This is a genomic window from Streptomyces sp. NPDC051320 (assembly GCF_040682175.1).
Lineage (GTDB): Bacteria > Actinomycetota > Actinomycetes > Streptomycetales > Streptomycetaceae > Streptomyces.
Map to the genome: position 1 here is coordinate 109,712 of NZ_JBFBAL010000001.1, position 23,837 is coordinate 133,548.

General features: G+C 69.4%; 19 protein-coding genes. 4 read left to right on the top strand and 15 right to left on the bottom strand.

The window, feature by feature from the left end:
- Positions 1-35: 35 nt before the first annotated feature.
- From ffh to AB0M87_RS00510, 5 genes are all read right to left on the bottom strand, one after another.
- Entirely contained in the window at positions 36-1,577 is a 1,542-nt protein-coding gene (ffh, locus tag AB0M87_RS00490; protein ID WP_365848938.1) for a signal recognition particle protein, read from the bottom strand.
- A 199-nt stretch (positions 1,578-1,776) separates the two neighbouring features.
- The gene (locus tag AB0M87_RS00495) at positions 1,777-4,233 is read right to left on the bottom strand and encodes a [protein-PII] uridylyltransferase (protein WP_365848940.1); all 2,457 of its coding nucleotides are present in this window, start codon (positions 4,231-4,233) and stop codon (positions 1,777-1,779) included.
- A gap of 23 nt (positions 4,234-4,256) precedes the next feature.
- Positions 4,257-4,595 (bottom strand): P-II family nitrogen regulator, encoded by a 339-nt coding sequence (locus AB0M87_RS00500; RefSeq protein ID WP_365848942.1) that lies wholly within the window; start codon positions 4,593-4,595, stop codon positions 4,257-4,259.
- A complete protein-coding gene (locus tag AB0M87_RS00505) occupies positions 4,592-5,941 on the bottom strand; it encodes an ammonium transporter (protein ID WP_365848944.1) in 1,350 nt (449 codons plus the stop codon). Before AB0M87_RS00505 ends, AB0M87_RS00500 begins: the two co-directional genes overlap by 4 nt.
- A gap of 307 nt (positions 5,942-6,248) precedes the next feature.
- Complete coding sequence (locus AB0M87_RS00510; RefSeq protein ID WP_365848945.1) at positions 6,249-7,724, bottom strand: hypothetical protein; 1,476 nt, start codon at positions 7,722-7,724, stop codon at positions 6,249-6,251.
- A 444-nt stretch (positions 7,725-8,168) separates the two neighbouring features.
- Here AB0M87_RS00510 and AB0M87_RS00515 point away from each other — a divergent pair, with 444 nt between their 5' ends.
- Complete coding sequence (locus AB0M87_RS00515) at positions 8,169-8,828, top strand: bifunctional DNA primase/polymerase (RefSeq protein WP_365848947.1); 660 nt, start codon at positions 8,169-8,171, stop codon at positions 8,826-8,828.
- Positions 8,829-8,967: 139 nt separating this feature from the next.
- Here AB0M87_RS00515 and ftsY read toward each other — a convergent pair whose 3' ends face one another.
- The gene (ftsY, locus tag AB0M87_RS00520; RefSeq protein WP_365848948.1) at positions 8,968-10,188 is read right to left on the bottom strand and encodes a signal recognition particle-docking protein FtsY; all 1,221 of its coding nucleotides are present in this window, start codon (positions 10,186-10,188) and stop codon (positions 8,968-8,970) included.
- Between the two features lie 160 nt (positions 10,189-10,348).
- Between ftsY and AB0M87_RS00525 the strand changes: the two genes are divergently transcribed.
- Positions 10,349-11,815 carry a cytosine permease gene (locus AB0M87_RS00525; RefSeq protein ID WP_365848950.1) on the top strand — a complete coding sequence of 489 codons (1,467 nt, stop codon included), beginning with the start codon at positions 10,349-10,351 and terminating at the stop codon, positions 11,813-11,815.
- 61 nt (positions 11,816-11,876) lie between these two features.
- On the opposite strand, the gene AB0M87_RS00530 is transcribed toward AB0M87_RS00525, so the two are convergent.
- The 4 genes from AB0M87_RS00530 to AB0M87_RS00545 form a co-directional block, all read right to left on the bottom strand.
- Positions 11,877-13,295: a sugar porter family MFS transporter gene (locus AB0M87_RS00530; protein WP_365848952.1), complete on the bottom strand. Its 1,419-nt coding sequence runs from the start codon at positions 13,293-13,295 to the stop codon at positions 11,877-11,879.
- 199 nt (positions 13,296-13,494) lie between these two features.
- The gene (smc, locus tag AB0M87_RS00535; protein WP_365848954.1) at positions 13,495-17,163 is read right to left on the bottom strand and encodes a chromosome segregation protein SMC; all 3,669 of its coding nucleotides are present in this window, start codon (positions 17,161-17,163) and stop codon (positions 13,495-13,497) included.
- A 220-nt stretch (positions 17,164-17,383) separates the two neighbouring features.
- Positions 17,384-17,599, bottom strand: coding sequence for a hypothetical protein (locus tag AB0M87_RS00540; RefSeq protein WP_328536446.1), 216 nt, complete (start codon positions 17,597-17,599; stop codon positions 17,384-17,386).
- 379 nt (positions 17,600-17,978) lie between these two features.
- A complete protein-coding gene (locus AB0M87_RS00545; RefSeq protein WP_365848956.1) occupies positions 17,979-18,260 on the bottom strand; it encodes an acylphosphatase in 282 nt (93 codons plus the stop codon).
- Positions 18,261-18,392: 132 nt separating this feature from the next.
- Between AB0M87_RS00545 and AB0M87_RS00550 the strand changes: the two genes are divergently transcribed.
- Both AB0M87_RS00550 and AB0M87_RS00555 read left to right on the top strand, forming a co-directional pair.
- Entirely contained in the window at positions 18,393-19,304 is a 912-nt protein-coding gene (locus AB0M87_RS00550) for a CAP domain-containing protein (protein WP_365848958.1), read from the top strand.
- Between the two features lie 78 nt (positions 19,305-19,382).
- Positions 19,383-19,844, top strand: a complete 462-nt coding sequence (locus AB0M87_RS00555; RefSeq protein WP_365848959.1) for a helix-turn-helix domain-containing protein — start codon at positions 19,383-19,385, stop codon at positions 19,842-19,844.
- Here AB0M87_RS00555 and mutM read toward each other — a convergent pair.
- The 5 genes from mutM to AB0M87_RS00580 all read right to left on the bottom strand — a co-directional run bounded on the left by mutM (position 19,817) and on the right by AB0M87_RS00580 (position 23,771).
- Positions 19,817-20,677 (bottom strand): bifunctional DNA-formamidopyrimidine glycosylase/DNA-(apurinic or apyrimidinic site) lyase, encoded by an 861-nt coding sequence (gene mutM / locus AB0M87_RS00560; protein WP_365848961.1) that lies wholly within the window; start codon positions 20,675-20,677, stop codon positions 19,817-19,819. The two genes, AB0M87_RS00555 and mutM, sit on opposite strands and share 28 nt — an antisense overlap.
- Positions 20,678-20,798: 121 nt before the next feature.
- A complete protein-coding gene (rnc, locus tag AB0M87_RS00565; protein ID WP_365848963.1) occupies positions 20,799-21,611 on the bottom strand; it encodes a ribonuclease III in 813 nt (270 codons plus the stop codon).
- Positions 21,612-21,630: 19 nt separating this feature from the next.
- Positions 21,631-21,804 carry a 50S ribosomal protein L32 gene (gene rpmF / locus AB0M87_RS00570; protein WP_030753522.1) on the bottom strand — a complete coding sequence of 58 codons (174 nt, stop codon included), beginning with the start codon at positions 21,802-21,804 and terminating at the stop codon, positions 21,631-21,633.
- A gap of 2 nt (positions 21,805-21,806) precedes the next feature.
- Positions 21,807-22,460 (bottom strand): DUF177 domain-containing protein, encoded by a 654-nt coding sequence (locus AB0M87_RS00575; protein ID WP_365849835.1) that lies wholly within the window; start codon positions 22,458-22,460, stop codon positions 21,807-21,809.
- 198 nt (positions 22,461-22,658) lie between these two features.
- Entirely contained in the window at positions 22,659-23,771 is a 1,113-nt protein-coding gene (locus AB0M87_RS00580) for a cell division initiation protein (protein WP_365848965.1), read from the bottom strand.
- Between the last annotated feature and the right edge of the window lie 66 nt (positions 23,772-23,837).

Below are 23,837 nucleotides of genomic sequence, written 5' to 3' on the forward strand. Positions count from 1 at the left end.
CTCCGTCGATGTTCCGGTGGCGGCGGTATCGCGGGTCAGCCCATGAACTTCTTGAACTCGTCGGGGAGCTCGAAGTTCTGGTTGTCCTGGGCGGCCGGCAGCCCGGGTGTGCCGCCCTGCTCCCGGCGAAGAGCTGCGGCCTGCTCCTCGGCCTTGCGCTTCATCGGGTTACCGCTCTTGCGCTTGCCCTTGGCCTGCTTCTGCTGCTTCTTCTGCCGGCCGGGACCGCCACCCATCCCGGGCATCCCCGGCATCCCGGGCATGCCACCGCCCTGGGCCATCCGGGACATCATCTTGCGGGCCTCGAAGAACCGCTCCACCAGGCCCTTCACGGCGCTGACCTCGACGCCCGAGCCCTTGGCCACTCGAGCGCGGCGGGAGCCGTTGATGATCGTCGGGTCCTGGCGCTCGGCCGGAGTCATCGACTTGATCATCGCGGCGATGCGATCCACATCCCGGTCGTCGATGCTGTTGATCTGTTCCTTCATCTGCCCCATACCGGGCAGCATGCCGAGCAGCTTGGAGATGCTGCCCATCTTCCTGACCTGCTCCATCTGCGCCAGGAAGTCGTCGAGTGTGAAGTCCTTGCCCTTGCTGCTCGCCAGCTTGGAGGCCATCTGCTCGGCCTCGGCCTGGCTGAAGGTCTGCTCGGCCTTCTCGATCAGGCTGAGCATGTCGCCCATGCCGAGGATGCGGGACGCCATCCGGTCCGGGTGGAAGGTGTCGAACTCGTCCAGTTTCTCGCCGTTGGACGCGAACATGATCTGGCGACCGGTGACGTGAGAGATCGAGAGCGCGGCGCCGCCGCGGGCGTCGCCGTCGAGCTTCGAGAGGACGACACCGTCGAAGCCGACACCGTCGCGGAAGGCCTCGGCGGTGTTGACCGCGTCCTGGCCGATCATCGCGTCGACGACGAACAGCACCTCGTCGGGGCTGACGGCGTCGCGGATGTCCGCGGCCTGCTGCATCAGCTCCTGGTCGATGCCGAGGCGGCCGGCGGTGTCCACCACGACCACGTCGTACTGCTTGGACCTGGCGAACTCGATGGAGTCCTGGGCGACCCTGACCGGGTCGCCGACGCCGTTGCCCGGCTCCGGGGCGTACACCGCGACGCCGGCCCGCTCGGCGACGACGCTCAGCTGGTTGACGGCGTTCGGGCGCTGCAGGTCGCAGGCCACGAGCAGCGGTGTGTGGCCCTGGCCTTTCAGCCACAGGCCCAGCTTCCCGGCGAGGGTCGTCTTGCCCGCACCCTGGAGACCCGCGAGCATGATCACGGTCGGCGGCTGCTTCGCGAAGCGGAGGCGGCGGGTCTCGCCACCGAGGATGCCGATGAGCTCCTCGTTGACGATCTTGATGACCTGCTGCGCGGGGTTCAGCGCCTGAGAGACCTCGGCGCCGGCCGCGCGCTCCTTGACCTGCTTGATGAAGGCGCGGACGACGGGCAGTGCGACGTCCGCTTCGAGCAGGGCGATACGGATCTCGCGGGCTGTGGCGTCGATGTCCGCCTCGCTGAGGCGCCCTTTGCCCCGGAGGTTCTTGAACGTCGCTGCGAGGCGGTCGGAGAGGGTGTCGAACACGGCGGTCGCGGATCCTCGGGTCGGGGGAAGGGGGACGGTTGTCCCCCAGGGTATCCGCCCGGCGCGGACAGCAAGTCTGCGGCGGGGCTTTTCCCTGCGCTGGGGCGTGCCCGGGCGGGCTCCGCGCCGGTTTCCGGGCGTCGGATCTGCCACAGCCCGCTCCGCCGCGACCCGCGCGGCATGCGGCCGCCCCGCGGTTTTACCCCCGCAGCGCCGCCTCGAGCCCGCGGGCCAGCTCCACCGCCGCGTCCGGCGGGAGCGGGTCTCCCTCGGGCCCCGTCACGTAGACCGTATCGACCGCGTTCGCCCCGAGCGTGGAGATGTGGGCGCTGCGCACCCGGATCCGAGGTACCTCCAGGGCTCGCCCGATCCGGTGCAGCAGCCCCGGCGCATCCTGCGCCCTGACCTCGATCACCGTGGCCAGCCGCGAGCCGGCCGGAGCGACCCGGACCGTCGGCGGCGGGGCCTTGGTGCCACGGCGCCGGGGGTAGGCCGCTTCCCGTTCGGCCAGTCTGGCCCGGATGTCCAGCGAGCCGTCCAGCGCTCTGATGAGGTCCGCGCGCAGTCTCGCCGCCTGCGGCAGTGAGCCGTACTCCGCCGCCACCCGCCAGCTGAGCAGCAGCACGGCCGCCTGGTGTCCGAGCTCGGTCGGCAGTTCCATCGCGCGCAGATCGGCGGCCCGGACGGTGAGGCGGTGCAGGGCCAGCACGCCGGCCGCGGCCGGCAGGACGCCTGGTTGCTCGGGCAGGGCGATGAGCAGTTCCACACCCACCGGCTCCGGGCTGCCGTCCTCGTGCGGAGCCTCCGGCCGGGCGTGCAGCGCCAGTACCGGTTCGCCGGTGCGCAGCGCCTCGATCGCCAGCCGCTCGTGCTCCGCGCTGGGCGCCTCGGGTACGGGCTCCTCCGGGGCGTCCCCGACCAGGACCGCGGCCACCCGCTTGACCAGGTCGGCCACCAGCGAGCCCCGCCAGGCCGACCAGGCCGCAGGTCCGGTGGCCAGTGCGTCGGCTTCGGTCAGCGCGTGCAGCAGCTCCAGGGTGGACACCGACCGCACCGCGTCAGCCACCGAGCGGACGGTGGCCGGGTCGTCCAGGTCCCGCCGGGTCGCGGTATCGATCAGCAGCAGATGATGCCGGACCAGAGCGGCCAGCACCCCGACGTCCATGGCGTCGAATCCGATACGGCCGGCCACGTCCCGGGCGATGACCTCACCGGCCGTCGCGTGGTCGCCCGGCCAGCCCTTGCCGATGTCGTGGAGCAGCGCAGCGACGAGCAGCAGGTCGGGGCGGCCCACCCGACGGGTCAGTGCGGAGGCCCGGACCGCCGTCTCGACGAGATGCCGGTCCACCGTCCAGGTGTGTACCGGATTGCGCTGCGGCCTGCAGCGCACCCGCTCCCAGTCCGGCAGCAACCGGGTGATCAGTCCCTCGGCCTCCAGTGCCTCCCACACCGGCACGGTGGACTCCCCCGCGCCGAGCAGCGTCACCAGCTGCTCGCGCGCCTCGGCGGGCCAGGGCACCGGCAGCGGTCGCGCGCCGGCGGCCAGCCGCCGCACCGCGTGCAGGGAGATCGGCAGCCCCGCCTGGGCTGCCGCCGCAGCGGCCCGCAGCGGAAGAACCGGGTCCCGCTCGGGCCTGGCCGTCCGGGCGAGCACCACCTCACCCTCCAGCTCGACGACACCTTCGGCGAGCGGTGTCCGCTCGGCCACCGGCGCTCTGCCGCCCAGCAGGCTGCGCAGCCGGGGGCGGGCGGCGCGCGAGCGCAGCACCCGGTTGACCTCCCGCCAGGTGACGTCGCTCGCATACGAGACGGTCCTGGCCGCCTCGTACACCTCGCGCAGCAGCACATCGGCATCGAGCAGACCCAGCTCCGCGGCCACCTGGTCCTGCTCCTGGAGGGCGAGCCGGTCAGTGGCCCTGCCGGTCACCAGGTGCAGCGCGTCCCGGGCGTCGAGGAGCCGGCGGCGGGCCTCGTCGAGGCCCGCCCGCGGGGCGTCGGCCAGCCAGGAGGCGGCGACGGCGCGCAGGGCGGTGGCGTCACGCAGTCCTCCCCTGGCTTCCTTGAGATCGGGTTCCAGCAGGAACTGCAGCTCACCCTGGCGCTCGGCGCGTTCCCGGCACAACTCGTACAGCTCGGGCAGCCGCTTGGGGGCCTGGTTGCGCCAGTCGGCGAGCACCGCGGTGCGCAGTCCCGACGAGAGCGTCAGGTCTCCCGCGACATGACGGGCGTCGAGCAGCCCGAGGTGCACCTTCAGATCGTCGGCCGCGGTCCTGCGCGCCTCGCCCGGGGTCCGTACCGAATGGTCCAGTGCGATCCCCAGGTCCCACACCGGATACCAGACACGGTCGGCGAGCACGGCGACGGCGCTCGCGTCCGCTGTGCCGTCGTGCAGCAGCAGCAGGTCCAGGTCGCTGCGCGGTGACAGCTCGCCCCGCCCGTATCCGCCGACCGCCACCAGCGCCGCGCCGCGCACCCCCGCCGCCTTGGCGGCCGAGGTGAACAGCGCACCGATCCACTCGTCCGTGAGCCCCGCCAGCGCGGAACGGCGCGGCGCCCCGGGCTGTGCCTTCTCCTGGAGGAGGCGCAGCCGGGCCGCCGCGTAACCGCTGGGTCCCGAGTCGTCGGTCCGGTCGTTGGTCCTGTCGGCGCTCGTCACCCGGCAGCTCCTGTCTCGGTCGTTCAGAGTGCGTCGGGACCGCGTTCGCCGGTCCTGACCCGGATCGCCGTTTCGACCGGAAGGCTCCACACCTTGCCGTCACCGATCTTGCCGGTCCTGGCGGCCTTCACCACCACATCGAGAAGGTCTTCGGAGTCGGCGTCGTCGACCAGGACCTCGATACGGATCTTCGGCACCAGGTCCACGGTGTATTCGGCTCCACGGTAGACCTCGGTGTGACCGCGCTGGCGTCCATAGCCGCTGGCCTCCGTGACGGTGAGCCCCTGGACCCCGAAGGCCTGCAGCGCCTCCTTGATCTCGTCGAGCCGGTGCGGCTTCACTACCGCGGTGATGAGCTTCATGCGTCCACCTTCTTGTTCTGAATTCCCGCCGGGGTGCCGGACACGGGCCCGGTCGTTTGACGGGAGCCACCGCCCGTTCCGCTGAAGTCGTAGGCCGTCTCGGCGTGCTCGTCCTGGTCGATGCCTGCGACCTCGACGTCCTCGGTGACCCGCATGCCCATGGCCTTGTCGATCAGGAAGGCCAGCGCCGCGGATGCGACCAGCGAGTAACCGAGAACCGAGAAGACCCCGATGGCCTGGATGCCCAGCTGGTGGAAGCCTCCGCCGTAGAAGACCCCGGCCACGTCGGACTGCACGCCGCCGGTGGCGAAGAAGCCGATGAGCAGCGAGCCGGCGATGCCGCCGACCATGTGGACCCCGACGACATCGAGGGAGTCGTCGAATCCGAAGCGGTATTTGAGGCCCACCGCCATGGCGCAGAGGACTCCGGCGATGGCGCCGATGGCGATGGCGCCGAGCGGGCTGACCGCGCCGCCGGACGGGGTGATGGCGACCAGGCCGGCGACGGCGCCGGAGGCGGCGCCGAGTGTGGTGAAGGAACCGTGGCGGAGCTTCTCGTAGCCGAGCCAGGCGAGCATCGCCGCCGCCGTGGCCACCTGGGTGTTGACGAACATCACCGCGCCGACGCCGTCGTCGTTGCCCAGCCAGGACCCGGCGTTGAAGCCGAACCAGCCGAACCAGAGAAGCGCGGCACCGAGCATGACCAGCGGAAGGCTGTGCGGGCGCATCGGGTCCTTCTTGAAGCCGACGCGCTTGCCGATGACCAGGATCACGCCGAGGGCCGCGGCACCGGCGTTGATGTGGACCGCGGTGCCGCCGGCGAAGTCGATGACGCCCTTCTTGAAGAGCCATCCGTCGGAGGCCCAGACCCAGTGCGCGACCGGGAAGTAGACGACGGTGGCCCACAGGGCGATGAACAGCGCCCAGGCGGTGAACTTCACCCGGTCGGCGAGCGCGCCGCTGATCAGTGCGGGTGTGATGATCGCGAACATCAGCTGGAAGACCGCGAAGACGTAGATCGGGATGGTGTAGCCGGGCCACAGTTCGGTCAGGCCGATGCCGCTGAGTCCGAGGTAGTCCTTGGACCAGCCGAAGAATCCGTTGGCAGCGCCGAAGCTGACGCTGAACCCGTAGAGCACCCACAGGATCGTGATGATCCCGAGGCTGACGAAGCTCATCATCAGCATGTTCAGGGTGGACTTGACGCGGACCATGCCTCCGTAGAAGAAGGCCAGGCCCGGTGTCATGACCATCACCAGGGCGGAACAGATGAGCATGAACCCGGTGTTTGCGGAAGACAGCCTCGGGGCGTCTGCAGCAAGGGTCGTCATGATGCCTTGGGGCATCGGCGTCTCCTCGTCGTCGGGCGGCCGCATGCGGGCGAGAGCTGTGGGGGGCTGCGAAGAAGTGCGGGCCGGTTATGCGCCTTGAGATTGGCCCCGCGCGGTTTCCGCCGATGCCGCACGATGTTTCGCCACCGTGACGATGAGGCCGGGTGTGTTACGCCCGGATGAATTGCGGGGTCGGACCGGCCGCCGGTGATACCCCCGCACATCACAAACCGGCCACGACACTCACCCTGTTGACCTGGCGCGGGGGAGCCGAGTCGGGCATCACGGGGTGTGCTGTCGTGGCCGGGGTTCTGTATGCCGCTCAGACCGCTTCGAGGGTCTCCGGCAGTTGCTCGGCAAGACGGTCGGTGAGGTCGACCACCGAGGGAACGTCACCGAAGTCCCGGGCCGCGGTGTCGACGGTCTTGCGAAGCCTGGTGTTGACACGTTCGGAGCGGACCCGCTTGGCGATGGTCAGTGCCTGGGTCGCAAGGAGCGCGGACTCCTCGGGTTCCCGCTTCAGCAGATGGACGGTGGCCATGCCGACGAGGTTCAGGGCATACGAACGCTGGTGCTCGTCGTCCTTGCCGAAGAGCGTGACGGCTTGTGCCATCACCGGCTCGGCGAGCGAGGCGTAGGTGGGGCTGCGTCCTGCCACGTAGGCGAGATCGCGGAACGAGTGGCCGTTCTCGCCGTTCAGCTCGGCTTCGGAGAAGAAGCGGATCCAGTCGGGCTCCGGCTCGCCGTCCAGCGCCGCGTCGGCGAAGGTGTCCTCGGCCATCCGGACGGCCCGTTTGCACTTGCTCGGCTGGCCCATGTTGGCGTAGGCGCGGGCCTCCATCGCAAACAGCATGGCTTGGGTGCGGGGGGTGGCGCATTCGCGGCTGCCGTACTGCGCGAGGTGGATGAGCTCCAATGCGTCGTCGGGGCGGCCCAGGTGGATCATCTGGCGACTCATGGACGAGAGGATGTACGAGCCGAGCGGCTTGTCACCGGCTTCCTTGGCGGCATGCAGGGCGAGCACGAAGTACTTCTGCGCGGTCGGCTGGAGTCCCACGTCGTAACTCATCCAGCCGGCCAGCTCGGCCAGCTCGGCCGCGCAGCGGAAAAGCCGCTTCGCGGTGGCTCCCGGCTGGGGTTCCTGCAGCAGATCGGTGACCTCGTGGAGCTGACCGACCACCGCCTTGCGGCGCAGACCGCCACCGCACTGTGCGTCCCACTGGCGGAACATCGCCGTGGTGGACTCCAGCAGCTCCAGCTCCGGCCTGGAAAGCTTGGAAGGGCGCCGGGAATGCCCCACTGGTTCCTCGGGCGAGGGCTCACCGGCCGGGGTCGGCACCAGCCAGCGCTGCATCGGCTCGATGAGCGAGGGGCCCGCGGCCAGCGCCAGGGACGTACCGAGAAAGCCGCGCCTGGCGAGCATCAGGTCACTGCGCGAGAACTCGCTGAGCAGGGAAACCGTCTGCGGGCCTGCCCACGGCATGTCGATCCCGGACACCGAGGGCGACTGATGGGCCGAGCGCAGACCCAGGTCCTCGATGGCGACCACGCTGCCGAAGCGTTCGGAGAACAGCTCGGACAGGATGCGCGGAATCGGCTCACGCGGCTGCTCACCGTCCAGCCAGCGCCGCACACGCGAGGTGTCGGTACTGATGTGGTGGGCGCCCATCTGGCGTGCGCGGCGGTTCACCTGGCGGGCCAGCTCACCCTTTGACCAGCCGCTGCGCACGAACCACGAGCTCAGCTGCTCGTTCGGGCGCTTTCCGGCGCTCGTGTCGCCGTCGCCACTGCCGCCCACTGGAACGCCCCCATCCCGCTAAGCCTGCTCACTCTGAAGCCCGATGACGCCAACTCATATCAGAACGACTGGAGTTGATGTTCTCCGTCCGGGGGCTCAGCACCCCTCGAACAGAAAACCGACTTGCCTCCGGCATACCCACGAGAACACTCGATCCGAGGGTTCGTGCACTGAACGTAACCCTTCCGTCACCCGTCCGGCGAGGGCGATTCAAGAAACGCCACCATTCGCCACCCCTTCGAATGAACCCGCCCGGCTTCAGGCGCGATTCAATTGACAGGCGACGATCAGAGACAGGCGGAGCGATGTACGCCGGGGCGTGCGGCACGTGCCACGCGCCCCCCAACGTCACTCCGCGCCGCCGGGACCAGGGCGTTTGCGACGTAGAGTGACGGACAGGCTCCAGGTCGTAACCACCGGCGCGTTCGACCCGTTGGAGGGGGCATGGGCTTCACTATCGCTGGCATCCGGGACATCCGCTCCGGCACCCGGCGTCGCAGCCGGACGCCGGAGTGCACGGCGGTCGCCGAGTTCACCGGGCTGTGGGGCTGGGACGTGGTCCCCGGCGCGCGGGCCGCGGCCGGCCGGTGCTCATGCGGTGATGCGGCATGCCCGGCACCCGGCGCCCACCCCCTCGGGTTCGCCGAAGCGGTCCCGGCCGGCGCCACCCTCGACGAGGCGGCCAAGGCATGGTCACGGACGCCCGGCGCCGCGGTGCTGCTCCCGGTGGGTCGCTCCTTCGACGTCCTGGACATCGCGGAGGGGGCCGGGCACCAGGCCCTGCTCAGGATGGAACGGATGGGCCTGCCGCTGGGCCCGGTGAGTGCCACGCCGGACGGCCGCGCCCAGTTCTTCGTCGCCCCGGGAGCAGCCGGGCAGCTTCCCGAGTTGCTCTATCGCATGGGCTGGGACGACGCGGAGCTCGATCTGCGCTGCCCGGGTGCGGGTGAGCACATCACCGCTCCACCGTCGAACCACGCCGGCCTGGGCCCGGCACGCTGGTTGCGTCCGCCTTCCCTGGAGACGGCGAACGACCTCCCCCAGGCCAGGCTGCTGATCGGCACGCTGGCGTACACCTGCCACCGCAGCCTGTCCGCTCCCTGACCGGCGGCTACCGGGTAGGTGACCCACCCTGCCTCGAGCGCGCCGGCTCCTGAACGAAGGGCTCCACCACACCTGCACCGTGTGGTGGAGCCCTTCTGCTGTCGACGGCGCCGCTCGCGGCCCGGTACCGCTATCGGCGCTAGTCGCCGATGAGCGCGTCCACGAACGCCTCCGGAACGAAGGGGGCCAGGTCGTCCGCGCCCTCCCCGAGGCCCACCAGCTTCACCGGTACGCCCAGCTCGCGCTGGACCGCGATCACGATGCCGCCCTTGGCGGTACCGTCCAGCTTGGTCAGCACAATGCCGGTGATCGCCACGACCTCCGCGAACACCCGTGCTTGTACCAGGCCGTTCTGTCCGGTCGTCGCATCGAGGACGAGCAGCACCTCGTCCAGCGGACCGTGCTTCTCCACCACCCGCTTGACCTTGCCGAGCTCGTCCATGAGCCCGGTCTTGGTGTGCAACCGTCCGGCGGTGTCGATGAGGACGACATCGGCGCTCTCGTTGATGCCCTCCTTGACGGCGTCGAACGCGACCGAGGCGGGGTCGCCGCCCTCGGGACCGCGCACGGTGCGAGCACCGACGCGCTCGCCCCAGGTCTGCAGCTGGTCGGCGGCGGCGGCGCGGAAGGTGTCGGCGGCGCCCAGCACGACACTGCGGCCGTCAGCCACCAGTACGCGGGCGAGTTTGCCGGTGGTGGTGGTCTTGCCGGTGCCGTTGACGCCGACGACCAGGACGACGGCCGGGGTGTCCACTCCGCTCTCGGTCCTGACGGCACGGTCGGCGTCCGTACCGATCAGGCTCACCAGTTCTTCGCGCAGCAGGGCGCGCAGTTCCTGCGGGGTCCGGGTGCCGAGCACCCGGACCCGCTCGCGCAGCCGCTCGACCAGTTCCTGGGTGGGTGTGACGCCGACGTCCGCGGTGAGCAGTGTGTCCTCGATCTCCTCCCAGGTGTCGTCGTCGAGGTTGTCCCGGGACAACAGGGTGAGCAGGCCCTTGCCGAGCGAATTCTGCGAACGGGCGAGCCGGGCGCGCAGCCGTACGAGACGGCCCTCGGTCGGTTCGGGAATCTCGATCTCGGGAACCAGCGGCTCCGCGATGACCGGATCCTCGACGGCGGTGGGGACACCCGCGGCCGTGTCGGCCGGCGGAAGGTCCACGTCGTCGATGGTGCGGCGCGGTTCCTCGCGCGGCGGGGCAGCCTCATCGCCGACCTGGGGTTCGGCGGGAGGGGCTGTGATGGTCGGCGTACTCGGCGGTGCCGTGGGCAGTTTCTTCTTCTTGTGGCTGCTGACCACGAGCCCGCTGATCGCGCCGACGGCGACCAGGGCGATGACTACAGCAAGGATCACGATTTCCATAACCCACCCAGTATCAGTCACGGCTCGGTCGGACGAGCCTTGTCAATGGATCATATAAGGCGTGAAGAGAACTATTTGGTTTTTATGGGGTGACCATACGATGATGGCGCTTCGGCCGGCCCGAGCCGTCCTTCCCCCACCGCCCGCACGGAGCCCCCTCATGCCCCACGCCTCCGACGTCACCGATGGCGCGCTGGAGACCCGCGGTCTCGAACCTGTACCCGACAGTGAACGCACCGGGCGCGTCCGCGACCTCTTCCCCACCTGGGTCGCGGCGAACATCAGTGTGCTGCTGCTCACGCTGGGCGCCGGCCTGGTGGTCGCCGACGGGCTGAACTTCTGGCAGGCACTGATCGCCGCTGTGGTCGCGCCGGTCATCGGCTTCGGCCTGGTCGGCTTCATCAGCATCGCGGGCAAGCGCGGCGGCGCCCCCGGAATGGCTCTGTCCCGTGCGGTCTTCGGCCAGCGCGGCAACCTGTTTCCGGGCGCGCTCATCTGGATCGCGCGCTGGGGCTGGGAAACCATCAACGCCGTCACCGGCGCGTACGCCCTGCTCACCGTGTTGAACATCTGCTTCGGCATCCGGAGCAGCACCCCGCTGATCGCGGTGACGCTGCTGCTCTTCGTGGCGGGCACCTTTGCCATCTCAGGGCTCGGCATCAAGGCAGTCCAACTCTGCAACAAGTGGGCTGCCTACCTCTTCGCCGTCTTCTCGGTCCTGGTACTGGTCCACCTGATCACCACCACGGACTGGTCGGCGGTGTTCGCCGCGCCGGCGGGCTCCACCGCGTCGCTGATCGCCGGCATCGGCCTGATCGCTGCGGGTGGTCTGAGCTGGGCGCCCGCAGCGCCCGATTTCGCGCGTTATCTGCCCCGTGGATCGGCCGGCCGGAGCATGGTGGCCGGCTCGGTCGGCGGCGCGGGCGTCGTCATCGTACCGATGGTGCTGATGGGCGCGGTGATGGCGGTCTCCACCCCGGATCTGGCGGCAGCGGCGGACCCGGTCTCCTTCCTCGGCGAGATCCTGCCGATGTGGCTCGCGGTCCCCTATTTGCTGATCTGCGTGCTCGGCACCTTGCTGATCAACGCCATGTCGATGTATTCGGCGGGTTTCACGGCACTGACCCTGGGGCTGAAGATCCCACGCACCTGGGCGGTCTCGGTCAACGCGGTGATCAGTGTGGTTCTCGGGCTCGTCCTGATGCTGGCCGCGACGAGCTTCCTCGGCTCCTTCGTGGCCTTCCTCTCGCTGCTCGCGGTGGCCTTCTCCGCGTGGATCGGCGTCTTCGGCGCGGACATGCTGCTGGGCCGCACCTATGACACGGCCGCGGTGATGGACACCACACGTACCAGCGCCTACTGGTATCGCGGCGGCTTCAACCCCGCCGCGATAGCCGCCTGGTCGGTCGCGCTCATCGCCGGTCTGCTGCTCACCCGGGCGGGCACCGCCGAATCGTCGTGGTTCAGCGGGCCGTTCGCCGGTACCTGGCTGGGCCGCAACGGGCTCGGCTGGGCGGTCACCGTGCTGCTGGCCGGCGCGCTCTACGCCGTGCTCCCGAAGCCGGCGGCCCGGAACCGGGCCGAAAGCTCCGAGCGGACCGCACTCCCGGAACCCCTGCCCATGTGACTGACCGCGCCGACAGCCGCACTGACGGACCGCCACCCGACAGTCAGCGCGGCAGCCGGTGTCAGCCCATTTCCTCCAGCGCCTTGCCCTTGGTCTCCTTGACGAACTTGAGCACGAACGGGATCGAGAGCGCGGCGAAGAGGGTGTAGATCACGTAGGTCGCGGAGAGGTTCCAGTCGGACAGGCTGGGGAAGCTGGCCGTGATCGCCCAGTTGGCGATCCACTGCGCCGAAGCCGCTACGCCCAGCGCGGCAGCTCGGATCCGGTTGGGGAACATCTCACCGAGGAAGACCCAGACGACGACACCCCAGGACATCGCGAAGAAGAACACGAACCAGTGGGCGGCGATGAGGGCGACCCAGCCCTGGGTGGCCGGCAGCTTGCCGCCGACCAGGGGGTACGAGAAGGCCCACGCCTCCAGGGCGAGGCCGATGACCATACCCGTGGAACCGATCAGTGCCAGCGGCCTGCGGCCGATCCGGTCGACGAAGATCATCGCGACCACGGTGCCGATGATGTTGATGATCGACGTGGTGAACGAGTACAGGAACGACTTCGCCGGGTCGATGCCGACCGACTGCCAGAGCGTCGACGAGTAGTAGAAGGCCACGTTGATGCCGACGAGCTGCTGGAAGGCGGAGAGCCCGATACCGACCCAGACGATCTTCTTGAAGAAGAAGCCGCCACCGAGCAGGTCCTTGAAGGTCGACTTGTGTTCGCTCCGCATGGCGTGCTCGATCTCGGCGACGCGGGCGTCCAGATCGATGCTCTTGCCCTCGACGTCGGCCAGCACTTCCTTGGCCTTCTCCTCCTTGCCCGCGTGGATCAGATAACGCGGCGACTCGGGGATCGCGAAAGAGAGAAGACCGTAGATGACAGCCGGAATCACCATGACGCCGAGCATGAGCTGCCAGGCTTCGACGCCCAGTACGTGGCCGCGCTGATTGCCGTCCGCTGTCTGCAGGATGCCGTAGTTGACGAGCTGCGAGACCGCGATACCGATGACGATCGCCGCTTGCTGAAAGGATCCGAGCCGGCCGCGGTAGGCGGGCGGGGACACCTCGGCGATGTAGGCGGGGCCGATGACCGAGGCCATACCGATGGCGAAGCCACCGATGATCCGCCAGAAGGCCAGGTCCCACAGGGCGAACGGCAGGGCGGATCCCACCGCGCTGATGGTGAAGAGGACAGCGGCGATCTGCATGCACCGGATACGGCCGATTCGGTCGGCGATGCGGCCGGCGGTGGCGGCGCCGATCGCACAGCCGATCAGTGCGACGGCGATGACCTGGGCGAGCACGGCCGAGCCGACGTCGTACCGGTCCCGGATGGCCTCGACCGCGCCGTTGATCACGGAGCTGTCATAGCCGAAGAGGAAGCCGCCCATCGCAGCCGCCGCCGTGATGAAGATGACATGAGCGAGATGCTCCGGAGCACCTGAGCTGCTTCCGGGTGACGGTGCCTGCGCTGTGCTGGTCACGTGAACTCCTGGGACCCGCCGCTGGGGACGGGCATGGGGGGCGAGCCCTTCCAGTGGGGCATAGCTTCTTGCCAGCCACCACTTGAAGGTAAAGACAACGTTGCAGAGACTATTCCTTCAAGTTTCGAAGTCAATACCCCGCTCATCATCGAGACATCTGGGGAACGTGCACGTGTTGTGTTCAAATATTGAAGATCGATCAGCGGAGGCGCTGGCTGATGACCTTGGACACACCGTCACCCTGCATGGACACGCCATACAGAGCGTCGGCAACCTCCATGGTCCGTTTCTGATGAGTGATCACGATCAGCTGGGAACTCTCCTGGAGCTCCTCCATGATCCTGATCAGCCGCTGCAGGTTGGTGTCGTCGAGCGCCGCCTCGACCTCGTCCATCACATAGAACGGACTGGGCCTCGCCTTGAAGATCGACACCAGCAGGGCCACCGCGGTCAGCGACCGCTCCCCGCCGGAGAGCAGCGAGAGCCGCTTGACCTTCTTGCCGGGCGGTCTGGCCTCCACCTCCACACCGGTGGCCAACATGTTGTCGGGGTCCGTCAGGATCAACCTGCCCTCACCGCCCGGGAACAGTCGCGAGAAGACCCCTTCGAATTCTCGGGCGGTGTCCCGGTATGCCTCGGTGAAGACCTGCTCGACCCGCTCATCGACCTCCTTCACCACCTGCAGGAGGTCCGTCCTGGTCTTCTTCAGGTCTTCGAGCTGCTCGGAGAGGAACTTGTGCCGTTCCTCCAGCGCCGAGAACTCCTCGAGAGCGAGCGGATTCACCTTCCCGAGTTGCTGATACGCCCGTTCGGCAGACCTGAGCCGCTTCTCCTGTTCGGCCCTGACGAAGGGCACCGGCTGGTTCCCCGGGTGCTCGGGGTCGTCGGCCGCGACGGCCGAGCCGCCCGGGTCCGCTGTGTCTCCGCCGGTCGGCGCGGACGGCGGCACCAGTTGATCGGGGCCGTAATCGGCAATCAGACCTGCGGGTTCCACGCCCAGTTCCTCCAGTGCCCGGACCTCGAGCTGCTCGATCCGCAGCCGCTTTTCGGCACCGAGTACCTCACCGCGGTGAACTGAATCCGTGAGTTTGTCGAGCTCGCCCTTGAGATCACGCGCCTGATCCCGCTCGGTCACCAACTGCTGCTCGCGTTCCGCCTTCACGGCCTCGGCCGCGACGCGTTCCGCGTCGGCGCGCACCAGTGAGACCTCGACATGGGCGAGCAACTGTCGGGCGCCGTCCGCGATCGCCGCTGCGACCGACGCTTCGTGGCGCAACCTGGCGCGGCGCTGTTCGGCGCGCGCCCGTGCCTCGCGCTCGGCGCGCGCCCCCCGGTCGAGTGCCTCGGCCCGCCCGGCCAGCGCTTTCACCCGCTCCTCGTGCGTGCGGGCCTGGAGCCTGGCCTCCATCTCGGTCTGCCGGGCATTGGCCCCGTCGGCGGCCAGCCTGTCCCGCGCGGCGGTGTCCGGCTCCTCCTCGACCGGTGCTTCCTCGGCCACCAACAGCCGCTCGGCCAGTTCCTCGGCCTCCTCGGTCGCCCGCTCCAGAGCCATTTGAGCCTTGGCGGCGGCAGCGGCCGACCGCTCGGCCTCGCCCGCGGCGCCGCGGGCCTGCCCGGCCAGCCGCCCGAGCTGCTGCGCGACCCCCGACTTCTCCCGGTCGGCGGCCCGGCGCCGCTCCCCCAGTTCCTCGACGAGCACGGCGGTCGCTGCGCGCCGCTCTGCCGCATCGTGCTGAGCCACGGCCAGTTCCTCGCACAGTACGTCGAGTTCCGACAGCTCGGCGAGCGCCTCGTCCACCGACGCCTGCACCTCGATCAGGCTGGGCGCCCCCGCGGACCCACCCTGTGCGAAGTACGCCCCCAGGACGTCGCCTTCGGCGGTGACGGCGGTGAGACCGGGATGGGCCGCGATCAACTCTTCGGCGTCCTCCAGCGTCCCTACGACGGCGATGTCACGCAGCAGTCTGCGCACTGCGGGCAGCAACTCGGCGGGCCCGCGCACCAGGTCGACCACGAGCGGGGCCACGGAGGCCACGGCGGTGCGCCGCGAGTGGGCAGCCTGGGTGTCGGAGGAGGGGTGCTCGGCGGGGCCCGCCGCGTGGGTTGCCGCCGGACCGCCGGGGGTCGTCGCCTGGCCGGGGATACCCGCACCCGCACCCGGCAGTAGCGTGGCCCGCCCCGCGTCCTGTTTGCGCAGCAGCCGGATCGCGTCCGCAGCCGTGGCCGTGTCGGTCACCGCGATGGCATCCGCCGCCGCTCCGAGGGCAGCTGCCACCGGGATCTCGTACCCGGGTGTCACGGTGAGGAGCTCGGCGGCCGGGCCCAGCAGGCCTGAGAGCCGGTCCTGCGCGCTGAGCAGGGCACCGCTGCCGTCCTTGCGGCGCAGGCCGAGCGCCAGCGCCTCATGCCGTGCCGACAGAGCGGCGCGACGGCGTTCCGCGCCGGTGGCGGCTTCGCGTGCGGCGGTGAGCGCGGACTCCGCCTCGGCCAACGCCGACTTCGCCGCGCTGTGCTGTTCGGCCAGCTCCTGGTCATCGGCGTCGAGACCGTCCACTTCGGCCTTGAGCTGCTCGTACTCCTGCTGGGCGACGGCGGCCCGCTGCTGGGCGCCGTCCCGCGCTTCGGCGAGCCTGTCGATCTCGGCCTGGGCCGAACCCGCACGGCTGCGGGCCGCGTTGACCTGGCCGTTCAGCCGGGCGAGGCCCTCGCGCCGGTCCGCGATGGCCCGGGCCGCATCCTTGAGTCTGCGCTCCTCGGCCGCCAGCTCACGCTCCAGTTCGGACCGGTGCGCCGCGGTGTCCTCCAGCGCACGCTCGGCCGACTCCAGTGCGGCCTCCAGCTCCGCCTCCTGCTCGCGGATCCTGGCCGCCTCCCGCTCCATGTCCTCCGGATCGCGGCCCCGGCGCTCCTCGTCGGGGGTCGCCGTCGCGCTCTTCACCCGGGCGTCCGCGAGCGAAACGGTGCCCCGTACCCGTTCGGCCAGCTGGGACAGCTCGTACCAGGTCTGCTGGGCTCGCTGGAGCCGCGGCGCCAGCCGGCGTACTTCGTCCTGCAGAGCGGACTCGCGCGAGGCCGAGGCCTTCAGCGCGGCCTCGGCGGCCTCCTTGCGCTGCTTCAACGCGGCTTCGTCCGCGACCTCGGTACGCAAGGCCTCCCGCATGGTCACCAGGTCGTCGGCGAGCAGCCGAAGCCGGACATCGCGCAGATCGGCCTGGATGACAGCCGCACGCCGGGCCACCGCGGCCTGCCGCCCCAGCGGCTTGAGCTGGCGCCGCAGTTCATCGGTCAGGTCCTGCACCCGTGCGAGGTTGGCCTGCATCGCGTCCAGCTTCCGCAGCGCCTTTTCCTTGCGCTTGCGGTGCTTCAGTACCCCTGCGGCTTCCTCGATGAAGGCCCGGCGCCCCATCGGGTCGGCGTGCAGCACCGAGTCGAGCCGGCCCTGGCCGACAATGACGTGCATCTCACGACCGATACCGGAGTCCGACAACAATTCCTGGATGTCGAGAAGCCGGCAGGTATCGCCATTGATCTGGTACTCGCTGCCACCGTTGCGGAACATGATCCGCGTAATGGTGACCTCGGCGTACTCGATGGGCAGCGCGCCGTCGGAGTTGTCGATGGTGAGCGAGACCTCGGCCCGGCCGAGCGGCGGGCGGCCGGTGGTGCCGGCGAAGATCACGTCTTCCATCTTGCCGCCGCGCAGCGATTTGGCGCCCTGCTCCCCCATGACCCAGGAAAGCGCGTCGACCACATTGGATTTGCCGGATCCGTTGGGGCCCACCACACAGGTGATGCCCGGCTCGAACCGCAACGTGGTGGCCGAGGCGAAGGATTTGAATCCGCGAAGGGTCATGGCCTTGAGGTGCACGCCGCCGGACTCTACCTTTCACCGTCGGTTTGGCCCATGAAGGTGCAGGGCACATCAGACGTTAAAGGAAGGTCATCCGCGCCTCGGCCCCGGTGTCCGGAGAGTCGGCAGCGGAAGCGGACAGAAAGAAGGGACGCAGAAGCGTCCCTTGCATATCCTTGCGCATTGGATCTCAAGCGGCTGACGGATCAGCCCGACCGGTCCCTTGTGGGGGCTGAGGTCAGGTGAGCGCAGGCTCCGCGTGGGGTACGTCCATGTCGATACCGTCGAGCAGCGAGTCTCCGTGGTGCTGAACAGCGGCGGCCAGCGCGTCGTTCTCGGACTGAATCCGTACAAGCTCGGACTCGAGGTCCTGGACACGCTGCTGAAGCCGTCGCATCTCGGAGAGAAGTCGCGGGTCGGAACCGCCGACGTAACCGAGAAGCGCCTTTGCCATGATGGATGGTCCTCCACACTGAGTGACCGACCGACGAGGTGGTGGTCGTAGGGGGAATCGCACCCGCGGTGCTCGGCAGCCCCGGATTTCACTGCGTTTTCCACTGCCGAACAGCTGAGGTGCGCGGGGCTTCCAGAGTCTCACCAAAAAGTTTGACGGTCAACACGATCACACCCCGTATCGACGGGCAGACCCGGGGGCGCACAGCAGAAGACCCTGCGGTGCGACTCTCCTGCGGGGCCCGGGGGCGTGGAGATCATCGCTACGGGGGCAGCCTGGCACGGAGCGCGTTTCTTGGCAACCACCAGGCCCTTTCTGCCGAGCGCATATGCCAGAAGCGCATCACATGACCGTTCGGCAGCTCTTTCCGACAGCTCCGTCAGCGGATCGCGAACCCCTGATAACCACCGCGCGGAGTGTCCCAGATCTCAGTGACACCGTCGACGCGCCCGGGTGTGTCGGAGGACCTCAGCCACTCCAGCAGAAGGTGGCAGTTCTCTCGGCGGCCCTCGGCGACGATCTGCACCCTGCCGTCCTCCAGATTGAGGGCGAAGCCGCTGAGTCCACCGATCTGCAAAGCGTTTGCCCTGGTGAACCAGCGGAAGCCGACACCCTGGACCTGGCCTCGTACCCAGGCGGTGAGACGTACATCTTCTTTCATGTGTGCACGCTAACTGGCCAATTGCTCGCGAGGCACGTCTCCCTCAGGCCCCATGGGCTACAGTCCCGACCCAATGAACCTCACCCTTACGAGTGAAATTCGTTGCTGTCGAGCATGAGGAAGGCACCGCACATGGGACGCCACGGTCGCTCCGCCGCCGTACCCGCCGCCCTTGCCCGGGAGGCGGCTCCGGAGCGCAGGCATCGGGGCCGCCGCAGGCGCGGTGTGGCAGCGCCGGTGCGCACCGGGCTGCTGGGTGTCTCCGCCGCGGTCGCGGTGGGAGCTGTGGCGATGGCTTCGGGCCTGCTGCCCGGCGGGAACCAGTACTCGGTCGGCGGTTCGGGCGGCGGCGACCGGATACGCGCGGACGGTGTGCCGGATCTGGAGACCCAGGGCGGTGCGTCGGCCACCCCGACGGCCGACACCCCGTCGGCCCCCGCGAGCTCCGCCACCGCGCCGGCGCACGCCCCGTCGGTCTCGCCCTCCCCGAGCCGATCGCGCAACCCGTCGAAGAGCAAGCCGAAGGCTTCCGCTCCGGCGCCGGCCCGGACAACGGCACCGGCGGACCGCGGCACCACCCGAAGCGCGTCGCCGACCCGTACCGCGACGGCCACCGCGGCCCCCGAACGCTCGGCCTCCGCACGGACGACGCCTGCCACCAGCTCCGAGGCCGCGGCGGCGGCCGCGGTGCTGAGCCTGGTCAACCAGCAACGGGCGACCGCCGGTTGCCGGCCGGTGCAGGCGAACGCCGATCTTGCGGCGCTGGCCGGCGCGTTCAGCGACGACATGGCCGCCCGCGGTTTCTTCGACCACACCGACCCCGACGGGGACACCCCATGGGACCGGGCCGACCAGGCGGGCGTGAAAGGGCTGGGCGGCGAGAACATAGCGCGCGGTCAGGCCGATGCGGGGGCCGTGATGAAGGCCTGGATGAACAGCCCTGGCCACCGCGCCAACATCCTCGACTGCGACTACCGGACCCTGGGCATCGGCGTGCACTTCGGTACCGGCGGCCCCTGGTGGACGCAGGACTTCGGCTTCTGAACCGGCCCGCCGGGAGTGCACTGACCTCGGGACCGCGCAGTAGAAACAGCAGCGCTGTGCCGCAGTACGCTCGGATGCATGGACTCCACCCCGCCGACCGACGGCGAGCAGGCCTCAACCGACCAGGCCGCCAGCGACCAGGCGACCAGCGAGCGGACCGACTGCGTCGAAGAGCTCGCGTTCGATGTGTTCGCCAAGGCCTGCCCCTCGCGCGCCACGCTGGCGCATGTCACCGGGCGCTGGGGCGGCCTGACGCTGGGCGCCCTGCACGACGGCGCGCTGCGCTTCAACGAACTGCGCCGGCGCGTCGACGGTGTGAGCGAGAAGATGCTCTCCCAGACACTGCACGCGCTGGAACGTGACGGTCTGGTGCACCGGGAGGCGCAGCTCACCAATCCGCCACGCGTCGATTACGAACTCACCCCGCTGGGGAGCGAGGTCGCGGAGCGACTGCTGCAGCTGATCCATCTCGTCGAGGGACGGATGGACGAGGTGCTCCGGGCCCGCGGGCGTTACGACGCGGCGCGGGGCGGTCGCTGACAGCGCGGGCAGAAGTAGCTGGAGCGGTTCATCCAGGGGCGTCGGCGCATCGCGGTGCCGCAGCGGCGGCAGGGCTCGTCCTCGCGCCCGTAGGCGTCCAGCGACCGGCCGAAGTAGCCCGATTCGCCGTTCACGTTGACGTAGAGGCTGTCGAAGCTGGTGCCGCCGACCGCCAGCGCGGCGTTCATGACGTCGCGTACATGACCGAGGAGTTCGGCGGTGCGCGGGCGGGTGAAGGACGCGGTGGGGCGCTCGTAGTGCAGCCTGGCGCGCCAGAGCGCCTCATCGGCGTAGATGTTGCCGACCCCACTGATGAGCGCCTGGTCGAGCAGCGCGCGTTTGATGGTGGTACGACGCAGCCGCAGCGCCGAGTGGAACGCGTCGTCGTCGAAGGCCGGGTCCAGCGGGTCACGCGCGATATGAGCGATGACGTCGGGCACCCCCTCGGCGGTGTTCGTATGCAGCGAGAGCCCGCCGAAGGTCCGCTGGTCGACGAAGCGCAGTTCGGTGCCCTCGGCGTCGTCGAAGCCGATGCGGATCCGCAGGTGCTTCTCGTCCGGTGCCGCTGCCGGCTGGACGAGCAGTTGGCCGCTCATGCCGAGGTGACCGAGGACCGAGAACGTGCTGTCCGCCAGCGGCAGCCAGAGGTACTTGCCCCGGCGGCGGGCGACGCCGAACCGATGGCCCTTGAGGGCAGCCGCGAAGTCCGCCCCGCCGGCGGTGTGGCGGCGCACCGCACGCGGGTGCAAGACCTGCACTTCGGCGACGGTGCGACCGGTCACCCAGCGCTCGAGTCCACGCCGGACGACTTCGACCTCGGGCAACTCGGGCACGGTACTCCTCGGCAGGGCGGGCAGGGTGGGACGGCCAGGGGTTCGGGCAGCCGGCAGTGCAGAGCGGCCGGTGAACGGGGACCGCCCGCCCCCCGGAGGGGACGGGCGGCGACAGGCAGCGTCAGGCCGAAGCCGGGTCGGCAGCCGGGGTCGAAGGGGCGTCGGCGTCCTCTTCGGGCTCCGCGGGTGCTCCGGTGACTCCATCGGCCACCACCGCGCGCTGCTCCGCCGCGGCGCTGATCTCACGCCAGGCGGATTCCGCGGCCTGCTGTTCCGCTTCCTTCTTGCTGCGGCCGGTGCCGGTGCCGTACGAGACACCACCGACGCGGGCAGCAGCAGTGAAGGTCTTCTCGTGGTCCGGCCCGGTCTCGCTGACCAGGTACTCCGGGACCCCGAGACCTTCGCTCGCGGTGAGTTCCTGAAGACTGGTCTTCCAGTCCAGGCCCGCACCGAGGTTGGATGACATCTCGATCAGTGGGTCGAAGAGCCGGTGCACCAGTTCCGATGCCGCTTCAAGGCCCTGATCGAGATAAACGGCGCCGATCACCGCTTCCAGCGTGTCGGCGAGGATGGACGCCTTGTCCCGCCCGCCCGTGCCTTCTTCGCCCCGGCCGAGCCGGATGAAGAGACCGAGTTCGAGCCCACGGCTCACCCCTGCGAGCGCACGCGAGTTGACCACCGCGGCCCGGAGCTTGGCCAGTTGGCCCTCCGGGAGATCCGGGTGGATGCGATACAGCGTGTCCGTGACCACCAGACCGAGCACGGAGTCCCCGAGGAACTCCAGTCGCTCGTTGGTGGGCAGGCCGCCGTTCTCGTATGCGTAGGAACGGTGGGTCAGTGCACGCACCAGAAGGGCGGACTCGAGTCTGTACCCGAGCCGCCCTTCCAGAAGCGTGTGGGACGAGGCATTGTCCGTCTTGTTGACGTCAGACATTGCGCCTCTCACCAGCCGCTCAGACCTCGAGGACCTGGCGCTTGTTGTAGGTGCCGCAGCTCGGGCACGCGATGTGCTGGAGCTTCGGCTCCTGGCAGCGCTCGCACGCAACCAGGGTGGGGACCGCAGCCTTCCACTGCGACCGGCGGTGGCGCGTGTTGCTGCGCGACATCTTCCGCTTCGGAACAGCCACGGCTACTTCTCCTGCTTCTCGGCGCCGCGCTCCACTTGAGACGCAGCGTCGTTCACGTTGTCCTTCTCGTCGACCTGGCCGGTCCCGACGAGTCCCTGCAGCGCCGCCCATCGAGCGTCGACGGCGTCATGGTGGTGGCCCGGTTCGTCGTCCAGCCTGATTCCGCATTCGGAACACAGACCGGCGCAATCCTCCCGGCACACCGGCTGCATCGGCAGTGCGAGCACCACCGCATCACGCAGCACGGGTTCGAGGTCGAACAAGCCGTCCTCGAGGGGGGTGATTTCCTCGTCCTCGCCGTCGGCGCTGTCGATGGGGTCCGCCTTCTTGCTGCGGCCCCGGTCATCGGCGTCAGGGTACGAGAACATTTCCTGGAAATCCGCTTCGAGCTCGCGCTCCAGCGGCTCCAGACACCTTACGCACTCCCCTTGAGCGGTCGAACGCGCAGTGCCTGTGACAAGCACCCCGTCCATGACCGATTCCAGGCGGAGCTGCAGTTCCACGGGGGCGCCTTCCGGCACTCCGATGATCCCTTCGAGGCCGAGGTCCCTGGGGGCCGCGACCGAGCGGGTCAGCCGCTGGAGCGCACCGGGACGCCGACCCAGCTCGTGTGTGTCGAACACGAGGGGGTTGCGGTGGTCGAGGCGGGCGTTCAGGGCTCTTCCTGCTTTCGGATCACTGGGAAACTGCTGGGAAATGTGGGCACTGCCACATCAGAAACGTTCAAAACGGGCAGCGATGATCGCGGCTGTACAGCGACCGAACAGCCAGGATACTGGACCGGCCGCCGTAGACCCAATCGGCCCCTTCGGCGCTCCGCCGGCCCTGCGGCGCCCGGACCGCGACGCGGTCCGCTAGCGGCCCTGTTCGTATGCACGCAGCTGATCGAGGTTGATCATGCTGGTGTCGAAGAGACTCGTCTCATCGAGGGCACTCTGCTGGGGCTGCTGCTGTTGCTGTGTCTGCTGTTGCTGTGCCTGCTGCTGGAACTGATCGGGCTGCGGCTGGTACCCGTAGGCGTCCAGCGGCTGCTGATACGCGTAGGGGTCCTGCTGATAGGCGTACGGATCCTGGTAGCCGTACGGATCCTGCTGCTGGGGCTGCTGATAGCCGTACGGGTCGTAACCCTGCTGGGCCGGAACCCCGGGCTGCTGCATGGCCTCTTGCTGGACGGCGTCGGGCTGCATCGCGGCCTGCGCCATCGGGGCCGGCATCGGCACCTGCGAGCGACCCGGCACCGGCCCCTGCGGCTCGGCCAGATCCGCGAGGAAGTCGGCGTCGCTGCTGTGCTGCCGTCCCAGCTCGTCCTGCTCGGCCATGTGCACGCCGAGATCGTCCGTGGCCACCCGGCCGTGCAGCTTCTGCCTGCCGCGCCCGACCGCTTCCAGCGTCTTGGCCAGCACGGCCTCGAAGGCGCCCAGTTTGGTGTCGACGTATTCGTCGGCCCGGACCCGCAGTGTCTCCGGGTCATGGCTCCGCTCCGGCGCCTCGGGGTCCTCGTATCCCTGGTCGTCCAGACCGGGGCCACGGCCGAGCAGCTTTTCGCGGCCGCGGTCGACGGATCCGATGGTCTTGGTGAGGACGACCTCGAAGTTCGCCAGCTTCGAGTCGACGTAGTCGTCCGCCTCGGCGCGGATCTCGTCGGCTTCCCGGCGGGCTTCGGCGAGCAGCCGGTCCGCCTCGTCCTGGGACTGCCGGGCGACCTCGGTGTCGGAGATCAGGGAACCGCGCTGGGCGTGAGCGGCCTCGATGATCCGCTCGGCCTCGGCCCGGGCCTCCTCGACCAGCTGCTCACGGCCGCCGATCAGTTCCTGGGCCTGGGCCAGCGATCCCGGCAGGGCCTGCCGCACGTCTTCGAGCATCGCCAGCAACACGGCGCGGTTGACCACGCAGGAGGCCGACATGGGCATGGACCTGGCACTGCCGACCGTGTCGACGATCTCGTCGATCTTCTTCTGCACGTCCACCGTGAGCTCGCCACCTGTTCTTCCGGCCTGGAGACGGACGGGGACGACTGTACGGCCAGTCGGCGC

Excerpts from the sequence above, each read along its gene's own strand:
- rnc (WP_365848963.1), bottom strand. The coding sequence starts at position 21,611 with ATGTCTGACGTCAACAAGACGGACAATGCCTCGTCCCACACGCTTCTG.
- AB0M87_RS00525 (WP_365848950.1), top strand. The coding sequence starts at position 10,349 with ATGCCCCACGCCTCCGACGTCACCGATGGCGCGCTGGAGACCCGCGGT.
- AB0M87_RS00505 (WP_365848944.1), bottom strand. The coding sequence starts at position 5,941 with ATGCCCCAAGGCATCATGACGACCCTTGCTGCAGACGCCCCGAGGCTG.
- AB0M87_RS00555 (WP_365848959.1), top strand. The coding sequence starts at position 19,383 with ATGGACTCCACCCCGCCGACCGACGGCGAGCAGGCCTCAACCGACCAG.
- AB0M87_RS00540 (WP_328536446.1), bottom strand. The coding sequence starts at position 17,599 with ATGGCAAAGGCGCTTCTCGGTTACGTCGGCGGTTCCGACCCGCGACTT.
- ftsY (WP_365848948.1), bottom strand. The coding sequence starts at position 10,188 with ATGGAAATCGTGATCCTTGCTGTAGTCATCGCCCTGGTCGCCGTCGGC.
- AB0M87_RS00515 (WP_365848947.1), top strand. The coding sequence starts at position 8,169 with ATGGGCTTCACTATCGCTGGCATCCGGGACATCCGCTCCGGCACCCGG.
- AB0M87_RS00550 (WP_365848958.1), top strand. The coding sequence starts at position 18,393 with ATGGGACGCCACGGTCGCTCCGCCGCCGTACCCGCCGCCCTTGCCCGG.
- AB0M87_RS00500 (WP_365848942.1), bottom strand. The coding sequence starts at position 4,595 with ATGAAGCTCATCACCGCGGTAGTGAAGCCGCACCGGCTCGACGAGATC.
- AB0M87_RS00545 (WP_365848956.1), bottom strand. The coding sequence starts at position 18,260 with ATGAAAGAAGATGTACGTCTCACCGCCTGGGTACGAGGCCAGGTCCAG.